The 21,370-nt window shown below is 55.1% G+C and carries 23 protein-coding genes; 10 read left to right on the top strand and 13 right to left on the bottom strand.

The window, feature by feature from the left end; genetic code table 11:
• Positions 1-68 precede the first annotated feature (68 nt).
• A complete protein-coding gene (locus AC6I8C_RS01965; RefSeq protein ID WP_013359872.1) occupies positions 69-1,826 on the top strand; it encodes a sulfite reductase subunit alpha in 1,758 nt (585 codons plus the stop codon).
• 111 nt (positions 1,827-1,937) lie between these two features.
• Here AC6I8C_RS01965 and sspB read toward each other — a convergent pair whose 3' ends face one another.
• The 5 genes from sspB to zapE form a co-directional block, all read right to left on the bottom strand.
• A complete protein-coding gene (gene sspB, locus AC6I8C_RS01960; protein WP_013359871.1) occupies positions 1,938-2,423 on the bottom strand; it encodes a ClpXP protease specificity-enhancing factor in 486 nt (161 codons plus the stop codon).
• Between the two features lie 3 nt (positions 2,424-2,426).
• Positions 2,427-3,068 (bottom strand): stringent starvation protein SspA, encoded by a 642-nt coding sequence (sspA, locus tag AC6I8C_RS01955; protein ID WP_003851135.1) that lies wholly within the window; start codon positions 3,066-3,068, stop codon positions 2,427-2,429.
• A gap of 330 nt (positions 3,069-3,398) precedes the next feature.
• Positions 3,399-3,791, bottom strand: a complete 393-nt coding sequence (rpsI, locus tag AC6I8C_RS01950; protein WP_008925401.1) for a 30S ribosomal protein S9 — start codon at positions 3,789-3,791, stop codon at positions 3,399-3,401.
• Positions 3,792-3,806: 15 nt separating this feature from the next.
• The gene (gene rplM, locus AC6I8C_RS01945; RefSeq protein WP_008925400.1) at positions 3,807-4,235 is read right to left on the bottom strand and encodes a 50S ribosomal protein L13; all 429 of its coding nucleotides are present in this window, start codon (positions 4,233-4,235) and stop codon (positions 3,807-3,809) included.
• 227 nt (positions 4,236-4,462) lie between these two features.
• Positions 4,463-5,590, bottom strand: coding sequence for a cell division protein ZapE (zapE, locus tag AC6I8C_RS01940; protein ID WP_095706327.1), 1,128 nt, complete (start codon positions 5,588-5,590; stop codon positions 4,463-4,465).
• 179 nt (positions 5,591-5,769) lie between these two features.
• On the opposite strand from zapE, the gene zapG reads away from it, so the two are divergent.
• The 3 genes from zapG to degS all read left to right on the top strand — a co-directional run bounded on the left by zapG (position 5,770) and on the right by degS (position 8,806).
• On the top strand, positions 5,770-6,171 hold the full coding sequence (zapG, locus tag AC6I8C_RS01935; RefSeq protein WP_003848291.1) for a Z-ring associated protein ZapG: 402 nt from the start codon (positions 5,770-5,772) through the stop codon (positions 6,169-6,171).
• A 110-nt stretch (positions 6,172-6,281) separates the two neighbouring features.
• Positions 6,282-7,655, top strand: coding sequence for a serine endoprotease DegQ (degQ, locus tag AC6I8C_RS01930; RefSeq protein ID WP_010251960.1), 1,374 nt, complete (start codon positions 6,282-6,284; stop codon positions 7,653-7,655).
• An 89-nt stretch (positions 7,656-7,744) separates the two neighbouring features.
• Positions 7,745-8,806 carry an outer membrane-stress sensor serine endopeptidase DegS gene (gene degS / locus AC6I8C_RS01925; RefSeq protein ID WP_033781618.1) on the top strand — a complete coding sequence of 354 codons (1,062 nt, stop codon included), beginning with the start codon at positions 7,745-7,747 and terminating at the stop codon, positions 8,804-8,806.
• A gap of 160 nt (positions 8,807-8,966) precedes the next feature.
• On the opposite strand, the gene epmA is transcribed toward degS, so the two are convergent.
• Complete coding sequence (epmA, locus tag AC6I8C_RS01920) at positions 8,967-9,944, bottom strand: elongation factor P--(R)-beta-lysine ligase (RefSeq protein ID WP_497821461.1); 978 nt, start codon at positions 9,942-9,944, stop codon at positions 8,967-8,969.
• 135 nt (positions 9,945-10,079) lie between these two features.
• Between epmA and AC6I8C_RS01915 the strand changes: the two genes are divergently transcribed.
• The gene (locus AC6I8C_RS01915; RefSeq protein WP_033781615.1) at positions 10,080-10,604 is read left to right on the top strand and encodes a lipocalin family protein; all 525 of its coding nucleotides are present in this window, start codon (positions 10,080-10,082) and stop codon (positions 10,602-10,604) included.
• A 55-nt stretch (positions 10,605-10,659) separates the two neighbouring features.
• Here AC6I8C_RS01915 and AC6I8C_RS01910 read toward each other — a convergent pair whose 3' ends face one another.
• The 3 genes from AC6I8C_RS01910 to efp all read right to left on the bottom strand — a co-directional run bounded on the left by AC6I8C_RS01910 (position 10,660) and on the right by efp (position 11,645).
• Positions 10,660-10,794, bottom strand: a complete 135-nt coding sequence (locus AC6I8C_RS01910; protein WP_003848302.1) for an entericidin A/B family lipoprotein — start codon at positions 10,792-10,794, stop codon at positions 10,660-10,662.
• A 102-nt stretch (positions 10,795-10,896) separates the two neighbouring features.
• A complete protein-coding gene (locus tag AC6I8C_RS01905) occupies positions 10,897-11,028 on the bottom strand; it encodes an entericidin A/B family lipoprotein (RefSeq protein ID WP_003848306.1) in 132 nt (43 codons plus the stop codon).
• Between the two features lie 50 nt (positions 11,029-11,078).
• Entirely contained in the window at positions 11,079-11,645 is a 567-nt protein-coding gene (gene efp, locus AC6I8C_RS01900) for an elongation factor P (RefSeq protein WP_098051707.1), read from the bottom strand.
• A 43-nt stretch (positions 11,646-11,688) separates the two neighbouring features.
• Between efp and epmB the strand changes: the two genes are divergently transcribed.
• The gene (gene epmB, locus AC6I8C_RS01895) at positions 11,689-12,717 is read left to right on the top strand and encodes an EF-P beta-lysylation protein EpmB (protein WP_497821460.1); all 1,029 of its coding nucleotides are present in this window, start codon (positions 11,689-11,691) and stop codon (positions 12,715-12,717) included.
• A 53-nt stretch (positions 12,718-12,770) separates the two neighbouring features.
• Here the strand turns inward: epmB and AC6I8C_RS01890 are convergent, their stop codons facing one another.
• The 4 genes from AC6I8C_RS01890 to AC6I8C_RS01875 all read right to left on the bottom strand — a co-directional run bounded on the left by AC6I8C_RS01890 (position 12,771) and on the right by AC6I8C_RS01875 (position 16,123).
• Positions 12,771-13,118, bottom strand: a complete 348-nt coding sequence (locus AC6I8C_RS01890; protein ID WP_008925394.1) for a DUF4156 domain-containing protein — start codon at positions 13,116-13,118, stop codon at positions 12,771-12,773.
• A gap of 323 nt (positions 13,119-13,441) precedes the next feature.
• On the bottom strand, positions 13,442-15,091 hold the full coding sequence (gene groL / locus AC6I8C_RS01885; protein ID WP_003848314.1) for a chaperonin GroEL: 1,650 nt from the start codon (positions 15,089-15,091) through the stop codon (positions 13,442-13,444).
• Between the two features lie 48 nt (positions 15,092-15,139).
• Positions 15,140-15,433 carry a co-chaperone GroES gene (locus tag AC6I8C_RS01880; protein WP_009092502.1) on the bottom strand — a complete coding sequence of 98 codons (294 nt, stop codon included), beginning with the start codon at positions 15,431-15,433 and terminating at the stop codon, positions 15,140-15,142.
• A 228-nt stretch (positions 15,434-15,661) separates the two neighbouring features.
• On the bottom strand, positions 15,662-16,123 hold the full coding sequence (locus AC6I8C_RS01875) for an FxsA family protein (RefSeq protein WP_181405311.1): 462 nt from the start codon (positions 16,121-16,123) through the stop codon (positions 15,662-15,664).
• Positions 16,124-16,451: 328 nt separating this feature from the next.
• Here AC6I8C_RS01875 and aspA point away from each other — a divergent pair, with 328 nt between their 5' ends.
• The 4 genes from aspA (at position 16,452) to AC6I8C_RS01855 (ending at position 21,356) form a co-directional block, all read left to right on the top strand.
• Positions 16,452-17,888, top strand: coding sequence for an aspartate ammonia-lyase (gene aspA, locus AC6I8C_RS01870; protein WP_150011885.1), 1,437 nt, complete (start codon positions 16,452-16,454; stop codon positions 17,886-17,888).
• A gap of 111 nt (positions 17,889-17,999) precedes the next feature.
• On the top strand, positions 18,000-19,301 hold the full coding sequence (locus AC6I8C_RS01865) for an anaerobic C4-dicarboxylate transporter (RefSeq protein WP_497821459.1): 1,302 nt from the start codon (positions 18,000-18,002) through the stop codon (positions 19,299-19,301).
• A 64-nt stretch (positions 19,302-19,365) separates the two neighbouring features.
• Positions 19,366-19,680 (top strand): divalent cation tolerance protein CutA, encoded by a 315-nt coding sequence (gene cutA, locus AC6I8C_RS01860; RefSeq protein ID WP_419139108.1) that lies wholly within the window; start codon positions 19,366-19,368, stop codon positions 19,678-19,680.
• On the top strand, positions 19,656-21,356 hold the full coding sequence (locus AC6I8C_RS01855) for a protein-disulfide reductase DsbD (protein ID WP_497821458.1): 1,701 nt from the start codon (positions 19,656-19,658) through the stop codon (positions 21,354-21,356). The genes cutA and AC6I8C_RS01855 overlap by 25 nt, the downstream gene beginning before the upstream one ends.
• Positions 21,357-21,370: the final 14 nt, after the last annotated feature.

Raw genomic sequence — 21,370 nt, 5'->3', positions numbered from 1 at the left:
GCGGAACCGCTTTCAGACCGGGGAACGCCACTGATATCGGGCGAGAACGGGATTGAGTAAAAGTACCCATGAAAATTCCTTATATTCCAGAAGATGCACCTTTTAATGGCGATCAGAAGTACTGGCTGGCTGGCTTTCTCGCGGGCCTTCACTCCCGTTTGCTGGTCTTAGAAGACAAGCAGCAACCTGCTGCAGGCACGGGCGCGGCCGCGACCACGCAACTGCATATTCTGTACGGCTCACAGACCGGCAATGCCGAAGCGCTGGCGCAGACCGCTGCGAAATCTGCCCGTGCGAAAGGGCTGGTGCCGGTGGTTCAGGCGCTGGGCGATGTCGATCTCGACGTGTTTGCCACCATGCGCCATGTACTGATTGTCACCTCGACCTATGGTGAAGGTGAGATGCCGGACAATGCCCAGCTGTTCTGGGATGCGATCTCTGCCAGTACCGCACCGCGTCTGGAGCAGATGCATTTCGCCGTGCTGGCGATTGGCGATACGGGTTACGATGGCTTCTGTCAGGCGGGCAAATTCATCGATATGCGCCTTGAGCAGTTGGGTGCAAAACGCGTGGTGGATCGCATTGACTGCGATATCGACTATGAAGAGCCGTCCAGCGAGTGGCTGAACAGCTCAATGCCACAGTTTGCCGCCAGCGCAGGCAGCAGCGGCACCGTGCTGGAGAGCGCGCCTGAAGCGCCGGTCATTCCAGGCAGCAACAAATCGAATCCGTATGCCGCCGCGCTAATCACCAACAAGCGTTTGTCAGGTGAGCAGTCAGCCAAAGATATTCGTCATTTTGAATTCGATCTGTCGGATAGCGGCCTGAAGTATGAAGCGGGCGATGCGCTGGGCGTGATTCCGGTCAACGAGCCGTCACTGGTCAGCCTTCTGCTGACGCAGCTTAATGCTGATTACCAGACGCCAGTGCCTGGCTTTGACCGCAGCCTCGGCGACCTGCTGACCTATCAGTTCGAAATCTCTGAGCCGTCACGCAAGTTAATCGAGTGGGTTGGACAGAACACCACCAATCAGGAACTGCGTCATGTCTTACAGCATGATGATAAAGATGCACTGGGCGTCTGGTTGTGGGGCAAAGATACCCTTGACCTGCTGCAGCTCGAACTGACGCGCACGCTGACAGTGCCGGAGTTTGTTGCCCTGTTGCGCCCGCTGCAGCATCGTGCTTACTCAATTTCATCCAGCTCTAAAGCCCATCCGAATCAGGTGCACCTGACCGTTGCCTCTGTGCGTTATCACAGTGGCGGCCGTAATCGCGGTGGCGTCTGCTCGACCTATCTGGCCGAACGCGTGCGTCGTGGTGAGAAGCCCGCCATCTTTATCTCACCCAATAAAGCGTTCCGCGTCCCTGCCAATAACAGCGCACCGCTGATCATGGTGGGACCGGGCACCGGTATCGCACCGTTCCGCGCCTTCCTGCAGGAACGCCAGGCAACCGGCGCGCAGGGCAAAAACTGGCTGTTCTTCGGTGATCAGCATCAGGAACATGACTTTATCTATCAGGATGAGTTGCTGGCCTGGCGGGATAATGGCTTGCTGACGCGTCTGGATCTGGCCTTCTCACGCGATCAGGAGAAGAAGATCTACGTGCAGAGCCGGATGCTGGAACAGGGCGCTGAGCTTTACGCCTGGCTGCAGGAAGGGGCTTACTTCTACGTCTGTGGCGATGCTTCGCGTATGGCGAAAGATGTGGATAATGCGCTGTATGAAGTGGTTCGTCAGTTTGGTGGTCTCTCCACCGAGCGCGCTGCCGACTATGTCGATCAGCTGAAGAAAGAGAAACGCTACCTGCGCGACGTCTACTAATCGCGAAGGTCTGCTGAAAAATCCGGCTTGCGCAGGCAGCCGGATTTTTTTTATGGATGACAGGCAAAAAAATACCCGCCGGATGGGCGGGTATTCGCTGTTATGTCACGGCTATTTCACGACGCGCAGTGAAGGCCGTCCGCCACGTGGCGGTGGATCGTCATCAGGTGGTGTCTCGTCATCGCTGGCGTCGTCAGGACGATCACCATCAATCACTGACATCATGGTCTCTTCCTGACCCTCTGATGCCTCCTGCATACCCAGCTCGTAAGCCGGTTCCGGTTCAAACATCGTGCCGGCACCGTTTTCACGTGCATAGATCGCCAGAATCGCCGCCATCGGCACGTTAACCTGGCGAGGAACGCCACCAAAGCGGGCGTTGAACGACACCTGATCATTAGCCAGGTCGAGGTTACCCACAGCGCGTGGCGCAATGTTCAGGACAATCTGACCATCACGCGCATACTCCAGCGGCACCTGCACACCTGGCAGATTAATGTCGACCACCAGATGCGGCGTCAGCTGGTTGTCGAGCAACCAGTCATAGAAGGCGCGCAGCAGATAGGGACGACGTGCAGTAAGTTGCGACATTTCCATACGTTAAGCCCGGGCTTGCAGGCGCATTTCACGTTCAGCTTCAGTTAATGAAGCAAGGAAAGAATCACGCTCAAATACGCGGTTCATGTAACCTTTCAGCTCTTTTGAACCCGAGCCGATCAGATCGATGCCCATGGAAGGCAGACGCCATAACAGCGGCGCCAGGTAGCAATCGACCAGACTAAACTCTTCGCTCATGAAGTAAGGCGTACGACCAAACAGTGGGGCGATAGCCAGCAGCTCTTCACGCAGTTGCTTGCGTGCGGCTTCGGCTTCCTGACCCGTGCTGTTCTCGACTTTCCGCATCAGGCTGTACCAGTCCTGCTCGATGCGATGCATCATCAGGCGGCTGTCACCACGGGCAACCGGATAAACCGGCATCAGTGGCGGATGCGGGAAGCGTTCATCCAGATATTCCATGATGATGCGTGATTCATACAGCGTCAGCTCACGATCTACCAGCGTTGGTACCGTGCGATACGGATTGAGGTCAATCAGATCCTGCGGCAGGTTATCCATTTCGACCTGCTCGATCTCTACGCTGACACCCTTCTCCGCCAGGACGATACGAACCTGATGGCTGAAAATGTCAGTAGGACCAGAAAACAGCGTCATTACCGAACGTTTGTTGGCAGCGACAGCCATGAAAACCTCCAAGTTTGTTCACAAAAAGATACTGCGAATAGCCAACCACACGGCGATTCACCAGCTTATCGAACTCGCACGCAACCTGGTTAGCCGCGTCACAGATACTGACGCCCCGACAGAGGGAAGGCGCATAACGCACCGGCCTGCGGGCGCAAAGTGACACAGAGTTTACCAGATTTTAGGCTGCTTGTGGGCGTGTAATGAATCTTTGCAGGTAAATTGAGCGCGACGTTACGGTTTTCGCGGGAAGTCGTGGGAAGGCAGAAAATAAAAAACCCGCCGAAGCGGGTTTTTTGAGCCAATTGCTGCAGCCGGAGCTGCAAACAATTAACGCTTGGAGAACTGAGGACGACGACGTGCTTTACGCAGGCCGACTTTCTTACGTTCAACCTGACGCGCATCACGAGTAACGAAGCCTGCTTTACGCAGTTCGCCACGCAGTGATTCGTCGTATTCCATCAGAGCGCGGGTGATACCGTGACGGATCGCACCAGCCTGACCAGAAATACCGCCACCTTTAACAGTGACATAGAGATCGAATTTACCAACCAGGTCCAGCAGCTCAAGCGGCTGACGAACTACCATGCGGGCAGTTTCGCGACCGAAGTACTGTTCCAGAGAACGTTGGTTAATTACGATGTTACCGCTACCCGGCTTAATGAATACGCGAGCGGTAGAGCTTTTGCGGCGACCAGTGCCGTAGTTTTGAGTTTCAGCCATTGCCTTTAATCCCGATTAAATGTCAAGAACTTGCGGTTGCTGTGCCGCATGGGTGTGCTCGTTGCCTGCGTAAACTTTCAGTTTACGGTACATAGCACGACCCAGCGGGCCCTTCGGCAGCATGCCTTTAACCGCGATCTCAATCACACGCTCAGGACGGCGAGCAATCATCTCTTCAAAGGTCGCCTGTTTGATACCACCGATGTGGCCGGTGTGGTGATAGTAGATCTTGTCAGTACGCTTGTTGCCGGTTACAGCAACTTTTTCTGCGTTCAGAACGATGATGTAATCACCCGTATCAACGTGCGGAGTGTATTCCGCTTTATGCTTACCACGCAGACGGCGCGCCAGTTCAGTCGCCAGGCGACCCAAAGTTTTGCCCGTTGCGTCAACTACAAACCAGTCACGTTGGACGGTTTCTGGTTTAGCTGTAAAAGTTTTCATCGAAAAGCTTACCCAAATTAAGTTACACGTTGGTGAAATCCCAAACGCTTAAGTAAACGAATGAGGCTCACACGACCATTTTGACCAGCAAGCCACCCCTTCGGATAGAGTTACTGGAACACAGAGGATTTGGGAAAAAAATCCTTTGCTGTAACGTGGGGTCGCAAGATTATAGAGAAGTCGGTTACAAAAATCGAACCCTATTTCGGTATTTATCCTGTTTATTCTCACGGCAGGTGCGGCAAACGCAGATACTCTTCGCTCTGCATCTCCTGGAGTCGGGATAAACAGCGCTGGTATTCAAACTTCAGTCGCGTGCCCTGATAAATCTCGGTCAGTGACGTTTCCGCCGCGACCACCAGCTTCACATGACGTTCATAGAACTCATCGACCAGCGCCAGGAAACGGCGCGCCTGATCTTCGGTTTTGTAGATCATCACCGGCACGTCATAGAGCAGCACGCTGTGAAAACGGCGCGAAAGCGCAATGTAGTCATGCTGACTGCGTCCCTCACCGCACAGGGTCGTGAAATTAATGGCCAGCACGCCTTCGCTCACACCCAGCGTCGGCATCTGGCGATGATTAATTTCCAGAACCGGTGCCGCTTCAGGCTGGCTGCCTGACAATGCTTTGAACATCCGGCCCATCTCGGCATGCGTCTCTGCGTTGAGCGGAAAGTTCCACAGATGCGCGGAGGTCAGCGTGCGTAACCGGTAGTCGATACCCGCATCCACGTTCATCACATCACAGTGCCGTTTTATCTGCTCAATCGCAGGCAGGAAGCGCGCACGCTGCAGACCATTGCGATAGAGATCGTCCGGCGGAATGTTCGAGGTGGCGACCAGCGCGATGCCACGTTCAAACAGCGCTTCCATCAGCGTGCCCAGCAGCATGGCATCGGTGATATCGGAGACAAAAAACTCATCAAAACAGAGGATGTCGGTTTCGGCTTTGAATTTGTCCGCCACGATCAGTAACGGATCGCTCTGGCCCTGAAGCTGCGTAAGTTCTTCGTGTACGCGCAGCATAAAACGGTGGAAGTGCAGACGCAGTTTGCGATCGCCAGGAATAGACTGAAAAAAGAGATCCATGACCCAGGTCTTACCGCGACCGACACCGCCCCACATATAGAGCCCGCGTACCGGTTGTGCCGTCTCGTTTTTCTCTTTGCCCATCAATTTAGAGAGGCGTCCCAGCAGGCCGGATGAGGAAGGCGCGGCGGCTTGTTGCCGGGCAACCAGCGCCTGCTGCAGCGCGTCTAAACGGGTAATCGCTTCACGTTGTACGTCATCGGGCCTGAATTCGCCCTGCGACAGCGCCTGCTCATAGCGTGCAAGCGGAGTTGAGGTTTGCATTATTGTTTCAAAGTCCCTGAATGGTGTCTGATTGATACCACGGTTGCTGAAAAAAAGGCCGTTCTACACTAAGCCATGCTGCTCCGGAGTTCCACATCCATAAGATTAACGGGTATAGTGACTATTATTGAACATGGTGTAACGCCCTACGGAACAATGGAAATAACACGGGAGTCATTATGACCTGGGAATACGGGCTAATTGGTTTAGTGGTAGGTATTATTGTCGGCGCAGTCGCCATGCGTTTTGGCAACAAAAAGCTGCGTGAGCAGCGCAGCATGCAGTATGAGCTGGAAAAATCGAAAGCGGAGCTGGCTGATTATCGCGAAGAGCTGACCAACCACTTCGCGCAGAGCGCGGAGCTGCTGGACAACATGGCGCGTGACTATCGTCAGCTCTATCAGCATATGGCAAAAGGCTCGAATGACCTGCTGCCAAATCTGCCTGGCCAGAAAAATCCGTTTGCCTATCAGCTGACTGAAGCTGAAGCGGACAACGATCAGGTGCCGGTGCAGATGCCGCGCGACTACTCTGAAGGCGCATCCGGTTTACTGCGTGGCGAGCGCCCTGCCCGCGACTAATCTTTTTGGGGCGCAGCCTGTCTGCGCCCACTGTTTTTGCGAACCCTGATCGCAAACGACTGTCACACTCATTGATTCCTCCCACCTTTTGCAGCGAGAGCGTTGTAGCAATGAAAAAACAAGCACGCCTGTTTAGCGCATTAGCCCTGAGTATTGGGATGAGCCTTGCCGCCGCGCCAGACGCGATGGCAACGCTGCCAGCACAAATTGCGGGCCAGCCACTGCCAAGTCTGGCACCGATGCTGGAGAAAGTGTTGCCCGCCGTGGTCAGTGTTCACGTGGAAGGCACTGATTCCGGTGCGCAGGCTCAGGATATTCCTGAACCCCTGAAGCGTTTTTTCGGCCAGATGCCTGGCGGAAACAGTCAGCCGCAGCCATTTGAAGGCTTAGGTTCTGGCGTCATCATTGACGCCGCTAAAGGCTATGTGCTGACTAACAATCACGTGGTTAACGGTGCGGATAAGATCAACGTACAGCTTGGCGACGGCAGTGAATATGAAGCCAAACTGATCGGCCATGATGAGCAGACCGATATCGCGCTGATTCAGATTCAGGGTGCAAAAAACCTCACGCAGGTGAAAGTCGCAGACTCCGATCAGCTGAAAGTGGGTGATTTCGCAGTGGCGATCGGTAACCCGTTTGGTCTGGGGCAGACCGCCACCTCCGGGATTATTTCTGCGCTGGGCCGCAGCGGCCTGAACCTGGAAGGGCTGGAAAACTTTATTCAGACCGATGCTGCCATTAACCGCGGCAACTCAGGCGGTGCGCTGGTTAACCTTAACGGTGAGCTGATCGGTATCAACACCGCGATTCTGGCCTCCAGCGGCGGCAACATCGGCATCGGCTTTGCGATTCCGAGCGATATGGCGATGAACCTCGCGCAACAGCTGATCAAATTTGGTGAAGTGAAGCGCGGTCAGCTCGGCATCAAAGGCACTGAAATGACGGCCGATATGGCTAAAGCGTTCAATGTCGATGCGCAGCGCGGCGCCTTCGTCTCAGAAGTCTTACCGCAGTCTGCCGCACAGAAAGCAGGCGTGAAGTCAGGCGATATCATTACGTCGATTAACGATAAGCCGATTACCAGCTTCGCAGAGCTGCGCGTCAAAGTGGGCACCACGCCGCCAGGCGAACAGGTTAAACTTGGCCTGCTGCGCGAAGGTAAGCCACTAACCGTTACCGTCACGCTGGAACAGAGCGCCCAGAGTACCGCCAGCGCTCAGCTGATGTCACCTGCACTTCAGGGCGCAACCCTGAGTGATGGACAGACCAAAACCGGTGATAAAGGCGTGAAGGTCGATACCATCGAAAAAGGTACGCCGGCTGAACAGGTTGGCCTGCAGAAAGATGATGTGATTATCGGCGTTAACCGCAATCGCGTTCAGACCATTGCAGAAATGCGTAAAATTCTGGAAGGAAAACCGCCGGTCCTGGCACTGAATGTGGTGCGCGGCGATGAAAGTATCTATCTGTTGTTGAGATAAACCTCGCATTACGGCGGACACAAGCGCGTGTGTGTCCGCCGCTCTCATGTTATTCTCCCCTGCGATCTCCCCTGGCGTGATTTAACACCATGTTTCTTAAACTTTTGCGTGCCGTGGTGCTGGGCCTGATTGTGGCGGGTATTTTGCTCGCAGCACTGCCTGCACTGCGTATGGGCAGCGACGCCCTCTATAACCACGAAAATATTACCGACGAAACGCCCTTTAGCTTCAATCAGGGGGTGCGCCGCGCCGTGCCTGCCGTTGTGAACGTTTACAACCGCAGCGCTCATGGCAACAACAATCGTGGCATCACTACCCTGGGTTCCGGGGTGATCATGAATACGAAAGGCTACATCCTCACCAATAAGCATGTGATCAACAATGCCGATCAGATTATCGTGGCATTGCAGGATGGCCGCTTCTTTGAAGCGACGCTGGTGGGTTCCGATGGCATGACCGATCTGGCCGTGCTGAAGATTACCGCTTCAGGCCTGCCCGTTATCCCGATTAATCCCAACCGGCAGCCGCATATCGGCGATGTGGTAATGGCAATCGGTAACCCCTATAACCTCGGTCAGACGGTAACGCAGGGCATTATCAGCGCCACAGGCCGCGTAGGTCTGAGTTCGTCAGGCCGACAGAACTTCCTGCAGACCGATGCCTCAATCAACCAGGGTAACTCCGGCGGTGCGCTGATTAACTCGCTTGGCGAACTGATGGGCATTAACACCCTGACGTTTGATAAGAGTAATGATGGTGAAACCCCGGAAGGCATCGGTTTCGCCATTCCAACTGTCTTAGCCTCAAAAATCATGGATAAGCTGATTCGTGATGGCCGGGTCATCCGCGGCTATATCGGCATTACCGGGCGTGAGTTGCCGCCGCTGCACGGACAGGGCAGCAATCTGGATCGGGTTCAGGGGATTATTGTCAGTGTGGTCACGCCAGATGGACCGGCAGATAAAGCCGGGATTCAGGCCAACGATGTATTGCTCAGCGTCAACGGCAAGCCCGCCATCTCCGCGCAGGAGACCATGGATCAGGTGGCCGAAATTCGTCCGGGTTCAGTAATTGATGTACAGGTGCTGCGAAACGACCAGAAGCTGACGCTGCCGGTAACCATTCAGGAGTTTCCGGATAGCAGCAGCTGATTGGCGGGGTTTTAGACTAATAGCAATGCCTTAGCCTGACGGGCAGGGGTGGCCCATCTGAAGAGCAAAGCGTCCGAGCCAGGATGGCGAGGCCGACCTGCAGGGATGCAGGTTTCCTTTGCGATCAGATGGGCCATCCCTGCCCTTTTCACCCGGACTTTTAGCAACGATCCACCGGAAACGCGATCACTTCACTCAATGACTCCGCTTTCAACGCCAGCATGATCAGTCGATCGATACCCAGCGCGACCCCGGAACAGGCTGGCATGCCATGCGCCAGTGCATCCAGCAGATAGGTATCAATCGGATGCACAGGCAGGCCACGCGCCGCACGGCGGCGGTTATCCTGCTCAAAGCGCTGACGCTGCTCACGGCTGTCGGTCAGCTCACGGAAACCGTTCGCCAGCTCAATGCCTTTGTAATAGACCTCGAAACGCTCGGCCACACGATGATCTTCCGTACTGATCTCCGCCAGTGCCGCCTGACTGGCCGGGAAATGATAAACGAAGCAGGGTTTATCCTGACCAATCTTTGGTTCCACACCCAGCATAAACAGCAGCATCAGCAAGGTATCGCGATCCTCTTCTGCGCGCGCCAGCTCACCTTCACCCAGCTTCTCTGCTGCTTCACGCAACTGCGCTTTGTCCGCTGACAGCGGATCCAGATCCAGATGGCGGATAAATGCCTGCTGATAAGAGAGCGACTCGGCGCTGTCACACTCCAGCACCTGCTGCATCAGATCGTCGACTTCGTTCATCAGACGATACATGTCGTAATGCGGACGATACCACTCCAGCATGGTAAATTCGGGGTTATGGTGCCGTCCCGCCTCTTCATTGCGGAAGCTGCGCCCCATCTGGTAGATCGGGCCACTGCCCGCCGCCAGCATGCGTTTCATATGATATTCCGGGCTGGTCATCAGCCAGAGATCGCGCCCCTGCGCCGCACCAGGTCCGACAAAGCGCGTCTGGAAGGGCACCAGATGGATATCGGTAATCGTTGCCTGGCTCATCGCCGGCGTATCGACTTCCAGCACGCCGCGATCGGCAAAGAAACGACGCACTTCGGCTAAAATAGCGGCGCGTTTTAACAAATTGGCGATGGATGCGCTTGGTTGCCAGCTTGCCGTTTCGCTCATGGTGATGACTCCTGATACAAATTAGGGGGGGAAGTCTACCTGCAATGCCTGCGGCAAACAATCTCGTGCCCGCGCTGCCAAAAACAGCGTTTCGGCTTCTATACTTAAGCGGTTAAATCACAAAGGAATCCCACTATGTCTCCATGGAAAACAGTTGTTGCCAGCCTGAGTGCTTTTCTCTCAGTTGCCTGTAGCACCACGCCGCCAAAGAACGTCACGGTCATTGATAACTTTGACAGTCAGCGCTATCTCGGTCAGTGGTATGAGATTGCCCGCCTTAACCATCCCTTTGAGCGTGGCCTTGAGCAGGTGACGGCAAACTACAGCCCGCGTGAAGATGGCGGCCTGAAGGTGATTAATCGTGGCTATAACGTCAAAAAGCAGCGCTGGCAGGAGAGCGTCGGTAAAGCCTACTTTACTGGTGAACCCCAGCGTGCGTCACTGAAAGTCTCTTTCTTTGGCCCCTTCTACGGCGGCTATAATGTTATCGCACTGGATCCCGACTATCGCTATGCGCTGGTGTGCGGCCCGAATCGCCACTATCTCTGGATACTGTCACGGACACCCCAACTGGAGCCGGGCGTAAAAGAGAAACTGGTTGAGCAGGCACGTCGGGATGGTTTTCCGGTCGAAGAGCTAATCTGGGTAAAACAGAAATAGTGCAGAATATGACAAGCCGGTACGAAAAGCCTTTCGTACCGGTTGGAATAACAGGTTACTTCGTGCTGTTCTGAATCGCCTGGCCACCCGCTTCGACATCTTCACCGACACCGCGCGTGGTATTACACGCCGTCAGCAGAGAAGAGAGCACCAGTACAGAGAAGATTGCGGCAATACTTTTCTTTAACATAACAATGTCCTTTTTGATGGATGTAAAGTACAGCGCTTTAAGCATAGCCGGATTTCAGGCAGTTGCTGCCGGCGGGACTCTAAAAAGGACAATCGGTTAAGGTCATTTTGCCGCACGCGAAATGGCACCGCCTAAGTGGGAGACATCTTCGCCAAAACCGTGGAATGTGTTGCAGGCGCTAAGCGCAGAAGAGACCAGCAACGCGAATGCGATTAATTTTGCCAGCTTGATCATTTTTTCTCTCAGACAAGAAAAAGGCGCACCAGAAGATGCGCCTGCGAATCTTATTTCACGCGTGACACGTATTCGCCAGAGCGGGTGTCAACTTTGACCACTTCGCCCTCTTGCACGAACAATGGCACTTTCACCACGGCGCCGGTAGACAGCTTGGCTGGCTTGCCGCCAGTACCCGCAGTATCACCTTTCAGGCCTGGATCGGTTTCGATAACTTCCGCTTCGATAAAGTTCGGCGGCTGAACGGCGATTGGACGACCATTCCACAGCGTAACGATACATTCAGCGTTATCCTGCAGCCATTTTGCTGCATCGCTTACCGTCTTCTCTTCAACCGGGAACTGCTCAAAGCTTTCCGGGTGCATGAAGTGGTAGAACTCGCCGTCGTTGTACAGGTAGTTCAGGTTGGTATCTACAACGTCTGCGCCTTCGGCGGAGTCGGTAGATTTAAAAGTTTTCTCAACGCGAGAACCCGTCAGCAGGCGACGCATTTTAACGCGTGCGAATGCCTGACCTTTACCCGGTTTAACGAACTCACTGGATTCGATGGCATACGGCTCGCCTTCGAACATGATTTTAAGACCGGGACGGAAATCGTTGCTAGAATAAGTCGCCATGAAGGCCCTCTACGAAAATTGACACTGGTACTAAGCCAAAAAAATGGCACACATTGTAACCCTAAAAACACCTTCCAGAGAAGATTGGTTGCAGCAACTTGCTGATGTTGTCACTGAACCTGATGAATTACTGCGGATTTTAGCCCTTGATCAGCACACCGAGCTGGCTGAGGGTGTGGATGCGCGGCGTCTTTTCGCCCTGCGTGTTCCGCATGCGTTCATCCGCCGGATGAAAAAAGGCGATGCGCACGATCCACTACTGCTTCAGGTACTGACCCGCCGCCAGGAATTCATCGATGCGCCAGGTTATAGCACCGATCCACTCGATGAACAAAGCAACGTTGTACCTGGATTGCTGCATAAATACCGAAACCGGGCGTTATTGCTGGTAAAAGGCGGCTGCGCCGTCAACTGTCGCTACTGCTTCCGTCGTCACTTCCCCTATCAGGATAATCCCGGCAACAAGCGTAGCTGGCAGGCTGCACTGGACTATATCGCCGACCATCCTGAACTGGATGAGATCATTTTTTCCGGCGGCGATCCGTTGATGGCGAAAGATCATGAGCTCGCCTGGCTAATCGCGGCGCTGGAAAAGATCCCGCACCTGAAGCGTCTGCGCATCCACAGCCGCTTACCGGTAGTGATCCCGGCGCGCATCACCGATCGGCTCTGTCAGATGCTCAGCGAAACCCGTCTGCAGGTGTTGATGGTGACGCACATCAATCATGCGCAGGAGATTGATGATGAGCTGCGCGAGGCGATGATCAGCCTGAAGCGTGCCGGCGTCACCCTGCTGAATCAGAGCGTGCTGTTGCGTGGTATCAACGATAATGCCCGGACGCTGGCCACGCTGAGCAATGCGTTGTTTGATGCCGGTATTCTGCCCTACTATTTGCACGTGCTGGATAAGGTACAGGGTGCCGCGCATTTCTTTGTGTCTGATGACGAAGCCCGTCAACTGGTGCGTGCCCTACTGTCACAGGTCTCGGGTTATCTGGTGCCAAAGCTGGCGCGTGAAATTGGTGGAGAGCCAAGTAAAACACCACTGGATTTACAGCTGCGTCAGGAATAAAAACGGCCAGCAAAAGGCTGGCCGGTTTAACAGATCAGGATGCCGGATTCACATTATGGGCACTTATAAACCTGACCGGTCATTTTGCTGTCGAGTGGTGCGAACGCGGACAACAGGTTCTGCGTCGGGCTGGTTGCCCCGTAAATGACGTTGCCGCCCATCTCCGCTGCGCGATTGCGCAGGTCATTCGCTGCACCGCGCAGTGCGCTGGTTTCGCCGCCTGCACCGCTCAGCCAGTTGCTCTGTGAGCCAGTGATATTGCCCAGAAGCTGGCAGTTATTGCCAGGCTGCTGATCGGTAAACGTCACGCGCTGTCCTGCTGAAGAGAGTTGCGTAGAGCTGCTGCAGCCCGCCAGCAATAACGCGCCAGCCGTCAGTCCGAGCAAGAGGTTAATCCGCATTGTAATCCCCATTTATTATCATCAGAGTCGGGTGGCAGCGTAGCAGAAAAAGATCACTTTTTTCTGAACATTCATTGCCTTGATCCCGTTATATCACCTCAATATTTCATACTGAGTTCAGGCTGGCAGATTGGCGCATCCCGATAAACTTACAGCAGTAAGTCAATCCGGCAGGGCGGCAACAGTCAGCGCGCAGACAGCGGGAGATATCAGAGGAAAGACGAACGATTGTGTCACTACTTATACTATTTTCCTGCCCAAAAGAAAAACCCCCGACCGTTTCCGATCGGGGGTTCTGTGATGACTTAAGCAGTCAACGGCAATTACATCATGCCGCCCATACCGCCCATGCCACCCATACCGCCAGCGCCGCCGCCTAAATCAGGTGCGTCGCCTTTTGGCAGGTCAGTGACCATACATTCAGTGGTGATCATCAGACCCGCAACAGAGGCCGCGTACTGCAGAGCAGAACGGGTCACTTTGGTTGGATCCAGGATACCGAAGTCGATCATGTTGCCGTACTCTTCAGTCTGCGCGTTGTAACCGTAGTTGCCGTCGCCCGCTTTCACGTTGTTAGCAACAACGGATGGCTCTTCACCGGCGTTAGAGACGATCTGACGCAGTGGCGATTCCATTGCGCGCAGCGCAACTTTGATACCGACGTTCTGATCTTCGTTCTGACCACGCAGATCGGCCAGCTGTGCGGCAACGCGAACCAGCGCCACACCACCACCTGCAACCACGCCTTCTTCGACAGCAGCACGGGTTGCGTGCAGCGCATCTTCAACGCGTGCTTTCTTCTCTTTCATTTCAACTTCAGTTGCTGCGCCTACTTTCAGAACGGCTACGCCGCCTGCCAGTTTCGCTACGCGCTCCTGCAGTTTTTCTTTGTCGTAGTCAGAAGTTGCTTCTTCGATCTGCTGACGAATCTGGGTTACACGGCCCTGGATTGTCGCCTCTTCACCCACACCGTCGATAATGGTGGTGGTGTCTTTGTTGATCACAACGCGTTTAGCCTGGCCCAGATCTTCCAGCGCCGCTTTTTCCAGTTCCATACCGATCTCTTCAGAGATCACGGTACCACCGGTCAGGATAGCGATATCCTGCAGCATAGCTTTACGACGGTCGCCGAAGCCTGGTGCTTTAACCGCAGCCACTTTCACGATGCCGCGCATGGTGTTAACCACCAGTGTTGCCAGCGCTTCGCCTTCAACATCTTCCGCGATGATCAGCAGTGGTTTGCCTGCTTTCGCAACGGCTTCCAGTACTGGCAGCATTTCACGGATGTTAGAAATTTTCTTGTCAGCCAGCAGGATGAACGGAGATTCCAGTTCAATCGCGCCAGTTTCTGGCTTGTTGATGAAGTAAGGAGAGAGGTAACCGCGATCGAACTGCATACCTTCAACCACATCCAGCTCGTCCTGCAGGCCGGTGCCTTCTTCAACGGTGATCACGCCTTCTTTACCGACTTTTTCCATCGCCTGAGCAATCAGCTGGCCTACGGTTTCATCGGAGTTAGCAGAGATAGTACCTACCTGCGCAATCGCTTTAGAGTCTGAGCAAGGCACAGACAGCGCTTTCAGTTTCTCAACCGCAGCGATAACGGCCTGGTCGATACCGCGCTTCAGGTCCATCGGGTTCATACCCGCTGCGACCGCTTTCAGGCCTTCGGTGATGATAGACTGTGCCAGTACGGTTGCCGTGGTGGTACCGTCGCCCGCAGCGTCGTTCGCTTTAGAGGCCACTTCTTTCACCATCTGGGCGCCCATGTTCTCGAACTTGTCTTCCAGCTCGATTTCACGTGCCACAGAAACACCATCTTTAGTGATGGTCGGTGCACCAAAAGATTTATCCAGAACCACGTTACGGCCTTTCGGGCCCAGGGTAACTTTTACTGCATCTGCCAGTACGTTCACGCCACGCAGCATTTTTACGCGAGCGTCATTACCGAATTTTACGTCTTTAGCTGCCATTTCAATTGTCCCTTAAATTCGTTTCGTTCAGTGAGTTACGCGAAAAAATTACGCTTCAACAATCGCCAGAATGTCGCTTTCAGAGATGATCAGCACTTCTTCGTTGTCGATTTTCTCGGTTTTAGCACCGTAACCTTCATTGAAGATCACGACGTCACCAACCTTCACGTCCAGCGGCTTAACGTCGCCACTCTCAAGGATGCGGCCATTGCCGACAGCCAGAACTTCACCACGGGTGGATTTACCGGCTGCAGAACCGGTCAGCACGATGCCGCCAGCTGATTTAGCTTCAACTTCTTTACGCTTGACGATAACGCGATCGTGCAATGGACGAATTTTCATTTGATAGCTCTCCTTTGAGAAGTCCAATCATTCAGTTTTGGGGTTGAACACCGGGCTGCATGGCTTCCGGCCTCGTGACCAGAGAGATTGGGCCATACCCACCTGCTTTCAAGGGGGCGGACAACAAATTTTTTACCCGAACGTGATAAGTGGCGGCTTTTTGAACAGAAGGCGCGACAAATAAAAAACGCAGCCCGGAGGCTGCGCTTTCAAAAGTGACCGCTGCGATTAACGATCCTTGTGATCATCATGGTGCTCAAGTCGATCGCTGTTTTTACGTTCGAACTCGCCATCCATGGTGTAACCGCTGTCCGGTCCGGCACCCGGTCCGCGCCAGACGCGCAGATGAGGCATCAGCTTCAGCGTCAGATGCTTCTGCACTGGAGGCAGCAGCAGCAACAGACCGAGCAGGTCAGTAAAGAAACCCGGCAACAGCAGCAGGAAACCGGCAATGATCAGCGATACGCTTTTGATCATCTCACTGGCAGGACTTTCGTTACGCGCCAGCTTCTCCTGCATCAGCATGAAGTTCTTCATGCCCTGATTTTTAACCAGCGACACCCCGATGCACGAGGTAAAGACCACCAGCAGCATGGTGAGCAGCACGCCCATGACGTGTGCAACCTGAATAAAGAGCGAAATCTCGATCCAGGCCAGAATAAAAAAGACTAATAACGGTATCCAGCGCACCGTACTCTCCTGTAAGTAGGGGCTGAACGGCAGCGTGCCGGTCAGCAGAAAGCGTTCATCCTGAGGATGATAAGAAAAGAGATGGGCACCCGCGCCGCCATTTTCAACCGATCCTGTCAAATTTATCCTGCGGGGTTAATTTTGTAACCAACTTCACATATCGTTAACCAGACGGCAGCATTAAGTGATCTGCATGCGTGCTTTTCTTATGCATCAGAATATGATCGCACATGCCACGGTGAAGACGGATAATATGTCGGCACGGGCACACCACAACAAAATAAACACATCCTTTGTGATGGTTAGCGGCAACAACAAGAAGGTTATCATGGCGAACAACATTCGTATCGAAGAAGACCTGTTAGGTATGCGCGAAGTTCCGGCGGATGCCTATTATGGCGTTCATACTCTGCGTGCGATTGAAAATTTCTATATCAGCAACAGCAAAATCAGCGACATACCTGAATTTGTCCGCGGTATGGTGATGGTTAAAAAAGCGGCAGCGATGGCTAATAAAGAGCTGCAGACCATCCCGCGTAACATTGCCGATACCATCATCAAGGCCTGCGACGAAGTGCTGAACAACGGTCGCTGTATGGACCAGTTCCCCGTGGATGTCTATCAGGGCGGTGCCGGAACCTCGGTCAATATGAACACCAATGAGGTGCTGGCAAACATCGGCCTGGAGCTGATGGGCCACCAGAAAGGGGAATATCAGTACCTTAACCCCAACGATCATGTGAACAAATGCCAGTCCACTAACGACGCCTACCCGACCGGTTTTCGCATCGCAGTTTACAGCTCGCTGCTGAAGCTGCTTGATGGCATCAGCCAGCTGGCCGAAGGCTTCCAGCGCAAAGCCGATGAATTCCAGACCATCCTGAAAATGGGCCGCACCCAGCTGCAGGATGCGGTGCCGATGACCCTCGGCCAGGAATTTCACGCCTTCAGCGTGCTGCTGAACGAAGAGACCAAAAGCATTCTGCGCACTGCTGAACTGCTGCTGGAAGTGAACCTGGGCGCGACCGCCATCGGCACCCGCCTCAATACGCCGGAAGGCTACCAGCACCTGGCGGTTCAGCGTCTGGCGGAAGTCAGTAACCTGCCAGTGGTGCCAGCAGAAGATTTGATTGAAGCGACCTCTGACTGCGGTGCCTATGTGATGGTCCATTCATCGCTGAAACGTCTGGCAGTGAAGCTCTCTAAAATCTGTAATGACCTGCGCCTGCTCTCCTCCGGTCCGCGTGCTGGCCTGAACGAAATTAACCTGCCAGAGCTGCAGGCGGGTTCCTCTATCATGCCGGCCAAGGTCAACCCGGTTGTGCCGGAAGTCGTCAACCAGGTCTGCTTCAAAGTCATTGGCAACGACATCACCGTCACAATGGCCTCTGAAGCGGGTCAGTTGCAGCTTAACGTGATGGAGCCGGTGATTGGCCAGGCGCTGTTTGAATCGATCAGCATCCTGACTAACGCCTGCTACAACCTGCTGGAGAAGTGCGTCAACGGCATTACCGCCAATCGCGCGGTGTGCGAAGCCTACGTCTTCAATTCAATTGGTATTGTAACGTATCTCAACCCGTACATCGGCCACCACAACGGCGATATCGTCGGCAAAATCTGTGCGGAAACTGGTAAAAGCGTGCGAGAGGTGGTGCTGGAGCGCGGCCTGCTGACGGAAAGTGAGCTGGACGATATCTTCTCGGTGCAGAACCTGATGTACCCGGTTTATAAAGCCAAACGTTATACCGATGAAAACGAACAGTAAGGCTTAACCGACGCTGGTTAACCAAAGGCACACCGCGATCAACACGGTGTGCCTTTTTTTTTGTTACACAGCACACCCAGGTTTTACCGGTTTACTTTACAGGAGTGATTCATGTTTGTGGTTGAGCTGCTTATCGTCTTGATGGCGATCTGGTTGGGCGCCCGTCTTGGCGGCATTGGTATCGGGTTCGCCGGCGGAATGGGCGTGCTGGTCCTGACGCTGGGATTTGGCATGTCGCCTGGCACTATCCCGTTTGATGTGATTGAAATCATCATGGCGGTGATCGCCGCGATCGCCGCCATGCAGGTGGCGGGCGGCATGGATTATCTGGTAAGCCTGGCGGAACGTCTGCTGCGTCGTCATCCGCGCCATGTCACGCTGCTGGCCCCGCTGGTGACCTATCTGATGACGCTGCTGGCCGGAACCGGGCACACCGCGTTTTCGACGTTGCCGGTAATTGCGGAAGTGGCGAAGGAGCAAGGCGTTCGCCCTTCCCGACCGCTGTCGATTGCGGTGGTGGCTTCGCAGATCGCGATTACCGCGTCACCGATTTCAGCCGCGGTGGTCTTCTTCGCTACCCTGCTTGAACCGCGCGGCGTCAGCTACATCACGCTGCTGGCGATTGCCATCCCCTCAACTATGGTGGGTCTCTTCCTGGCGGCACTGGTGACAAATTTCCTGGGCCGTGAGCTGAAAGATGATGAGGTCTATCAGGCACGTCTCGCCAAAGGCGAAGTCACGCTGCGCGGTGCCAGCATCTTCCAGGCAAAACCGGGCGCGAAAAAGTCGGTGCTGCTGTTTCTGATAGGGATTGTGGCCGTGGTGCTCTATGCCACTGCGACCAGCGCCAGCGTCGGCCTGATCGCCAATCCGCCGCTGCCACGTAACGAAGCGATTGTGGTATTTATGCTGACCATCGCCACGCTGATCAGCCTGACCTGCAAACTCGACACCAGCGAAATCCTCAGCGCCAGCACCTTTAAATCTGGCATGAGCGCCTGCATCTGCGTGATGGGCGTCGCCTGGCTGGGCGATACCTTTGTCAAAGCGCATCTGGCGGAGATCCAGATGCTGGCGGGCGACGCGCTGAAAACCTATCCGTGGATGCTGGCGCTGGTACTGTTCTTCGCCTCCATGCTGCTCTACTCACAGGCCGCGACCACCAAAGCACTGATGCCCGCCGCGCTGCTGCTGGGCGTGACCCCGCTGACGGCCATCGCGTCATTCGCGGCGGTTTCGGCGCTGTTTGTGCTGCCGACCTACCCGACCCTGCTGGCCGCCGTGGAGATGGATGACACCGGCTCAACCCGTATTGGCAAGTTTGTCTTTAACCACGCCTTTATTATTCCCGGGGTGATCGCCATTGCGCTGTCCGTACTCTCTGGCTTCGTGTTTGGCGGATTGCTGTTGTAGCGCCGTCATCGTGTTACAGATGGAGCGTGCTATCATCGGCGCTCTTTTCAACAGGAGTCACAGAATGAATGCGGTCGTTATCCTCTGCACTGCGCCCGATCAGGCCACGGCGGAGCACCTTGCTGGCTTAGCGCTGCAAGCCCGACTGGCAGCCTGCGTGACAATGCTGCCGGGCGCCACCTCCTGGTATCTCTGGCAGGGCAAAATGGAGCAGAACAGCGAAGTCCAGATGCTGCTGAAGTGCGACAGCGATCATCAGCAGGCGCTGTGTGATTTGCTGAAAGAAGCACACCCTTACGACGTACCCGAACTGCTGGCGCTGCCGGTTCAATATGGAGACAGTGAATACTTGTCATGGCTGCACGCATCTCTCGCTTAATTACGCTCCTGCTGACGCTGTTTATCGGCCTGCAGGCGCACGCTTCACTCTTTTCAAATCCGACGACCAGTCGCTTTGTGCCGGTCGATCAGGCGTTTACGTTTGACTTCGACCAGCAGGACGCGCAGCTCAACCTGCACTGGAAAGTGAAATCGGGTTACTACCTCTATCGCCAGCAGATCCGTATCACGCCGCAGAACGCGACCATCGCGCCGCTGACGCTGCCCGCCGGTCAGCCGCATGAAGATGAATTCTTTGGCAAAAGTGAGATCTATCCGCAGGACCTGACGCTGCCGGTGACGCTGCAACAGGCAGGCCCAGGTGCCACGCTCAGCGTGACTTATCAGGGCTGTGCCGCCGCCGGATTCTGTTATCCGCCGGAGACGCGCAGCGTGCCGGTGAGTGCGGTAGCAGCCAGCAGCGCGCCAGCGCCGGTCAGTGCTCAGCCCGCGCCCGCCAGCCCACAGCCCTTTTCCCCGCTCTGGGCACTGCTGATCGGCATCGGCGTGGCCTTTACACCCTGTGTGCTGCCGATGTATCCGCTGATCTCCGGCATTATCCTGGGCGGTAATCGCCACTATTCGCTGGGCCGACTGTTCGCGCTGGCGATGGTCTATGTGCAGGGGATGGCGCTGACCTACACGCTGCTGGGAGTGGTCGTCGCGGCAGCGGGCCTGCGCTTCCAGGCCGCGTTGCAGCATCCTTATGTGCTGTTCACGCTCTCACTGCTGTTTATCGTGCTGGCACTGTCGATGTTCGGCCTGTTTACGCTGCAACTGCCCGCCAGCCTGCAAACCCGCCTGACCCTGTGGAGCAATCGCCAGCAGGGCGGATCGCTGCCCGGCGTCTTCCTGATGGGCGCGCTGGCGGGATTGATCTGCTCGCCCTGCACGACAGCACCGCTCAGCGCCATTCTGCTCTACATCGCGCAGAGCGGTAATCTGTGGGCCGGTGCCGGGACGCTGTGGCTCTATGCGGTCGGCATGGGCTTACCACTGATCGCCGTGACCCTGTTTGGTAACCGGCTGCTGCCGAAAAGCGGCCCGTGGATGCAAACGGTTAAAGAGGGCTTTGGCTTTGTCATTCTTGCGCTGCCGGTCTTCCTGCTGGAGCGGGTGCTGGGCGACGCGTGGGGAGTGCGGCTCTGGAGCCTGCTCGGCGTGGCCTTCTTTGGCTGGGCGTTCAGCGTGAGCCTGCGCGCCAGCAGCGGTAAGTGGCGCGTGGTGCAGATTCTCATGCTGGCCGCGGCGCTGATCAGCGCGCGTCCGTTGCAGGACTGGGCCTTTGGCGGCCCGGCCGGACAGCATGCTGTAGCTCCGCTGCCGTTCCAGACGCTTCAGACGCCGCAGCAACTCGATAGCGCGCTGCAGCAGGCAAGCGGCCGTATCACCATGGTCGATCTCTACGCCGACTGGTGCGTCGCCTGCAAAGAGTTTGAAAAATATACCTTTAGTGATAGCGCCGTGCGCGATAGCCTGAGCAAGGTACAGCTGCTACAGGCTAACGTCACCGCCAACAATGCCAGCGACAACGCGCTGTTGCAGCATCTTCAGGTGCTGGGCTTACCGACGATTTTGTTCTTTGATGCGCAGGGCCGTGAAATCCCCGATTCGCGCATCACCGGGTTTCTCAATGCCGCCGACTTCAGAGCGCATTTGCAGAAACTTACCCCGTAAACAACACTGGAGTC

Source organism: Pantoea sp. X-Soil-YNGN-844, from assembly GCF_059730595.1.
Note: the sequence above shows the minus strand (reverse complement) of the source record. Positions and strands in the feature narration are given on the sequence as shown.